Below are 1,645 nucleotides of genomic sequence, written 5' to 3'. Positions count from 1 at the left end.
CATTGGATGATACGTTCAAACTGTTAATAATCTTATGCGGCTTTTCCATTTCATTTTCCTTACCCAGAGTTAATCAGCCATCCCTCCAGTGAATGACGGTCATGCTCCAAACATGGCCGGGCTGACCCTTGAGCGTAATTCACATTATCCTTACAAAACATCCTGATATTTGATCAGGTATCCATCATTAGCCGCATTCGTGCGGCTTTTTTTATGGGCGCAATATGGCAACCGCAACCAAAATAAAAGGCCGCAAAGGCGGCAGTTCTTCATCCCGGACACCTGTAGAACAGCCGGACGACCTGCAGTCTATTGCAAAAGCAAAGCTGCTGATCGCGCTTGGTGAAGGGGAGTGGGCTGGTAATTTAACCGGGCAGAATATTTATTTAGATGGAACAGCGGTACTCAATACTGATGGTTCCAGTAATTTCAGTGGTGTTGCCTGGGAGTTTAGAGCAGGTACACAGGCACAGACTTATATTCAAGGCTTGCCGGGCACGGAAAATGAAATCAGCGTCGGAACGGAAGTAAAAAGTGCAGTCGCCTGGACGCACACTTTCACCAATACCCAGCTTTCAGCTATTCGCCTTCGCCTTAAATGGCCCTCACTCTTCAAACAACAAGATGATGGTGATCTGGTGGGGTATTCCATCAATTACACCATAGAGTTGCAGACGGATGGCGGGGCATTCCAGACAGTCGTTAATACTGCGGTTACGGGTAAAACAACATCAGGGTATGAGCGTAGTCACCGTATCGATTTACCGCAGGCAGGCACCACCTGGACAGTTAGACTTCGCAAAATAACCCCTGATGCAAACAGTGCAAAGATTGGCGATGCAATGACGGTTCAGAGCTACACCGAGGTCATTGACGCCAAACTCCGTTATCCCAATACCGTTTTGCTTTACATCGAATTTGACTCCAGCCAGTTCAACGGCTCGATCCCTCAGGTTGCCGTTGATACGGAAATGCGCGTTGTTCGGGTGCCAGACACTTATGACCCCGTTACACGGACTTATAGCGGAACGTGGACCGGCGCTTTCAAATGGGCATGGACCGACAACCCTGCGTGGATATTTTACGATGTTGTGGTTACTGACCGGTTCGGTCTGGGTAACCGGCTTACCGCGGCTAACATCGATAAATGGGAACTGTACCAGGTCGCGCAGTATTGCGATCAGTTGGTTCCAGACGGTAAGGGCGGCAGCGGCACAGAGCCGCGTTATGTCTGCAATGTTTACGTGCAAAGCCGGAATGATGCCTATACGGTTCTTCGGGATTTCGCGGCCATCTTTCGTGGCATGACCTACTGGGGTGGAAATCAAATCGTTGCCCTGGCAGACATGCCCCGCGACATCGATTAGAGCTACACCCGTGCAAACGTCATCGATGGTCAGTTCAGTTACTCAAGCAGCACCACCAAGACACGGTATACGACGGCTCTGGTGTCATGGTCTGATCCGGACAATGCCTACGCTGACGCAATGGAACCTGTCTTTGAACAGGATCTGGTTACGCGCTACGGCTTCAATCAGTTAGAGCTGACGGCGATCGGCTGTACCCGCCAGTCAGAGGCAAACAGGAAAGGGCGCTGGGGTATTCTGACCAATAATAAGGACCGCGTGATTACTTTCTCGGTCGG

At 50.4% G+C, this 1,645-nt stretch carries 1 pseudogene; it reads left to right on the top strand.

Annotated elements, in window-relative coordinates:
• Positions 1 to 224: 224 nt before the first annotated feature.
• Positions 225 to 1,645: pseudogene (locus J8X26_RS27495) on the top strand (host specificity protein J); the annotation flags it as partial.

It is taken from the genome of Rahnella sp. ChDrAdgB13, from assembly GCF_017655185.1.
GTDB classification, from domain to species: Bacteria; Pseudomonadota; Gammaproteobacteria; order Enterobacterales; family Enterobacteriaceae; genus Rahnella; species Rahnella contaminans.
Note: the sequence above shows the minus strand (reverse complement) of the source record. Positions and strands in the feature narration are given on the sequence as shown.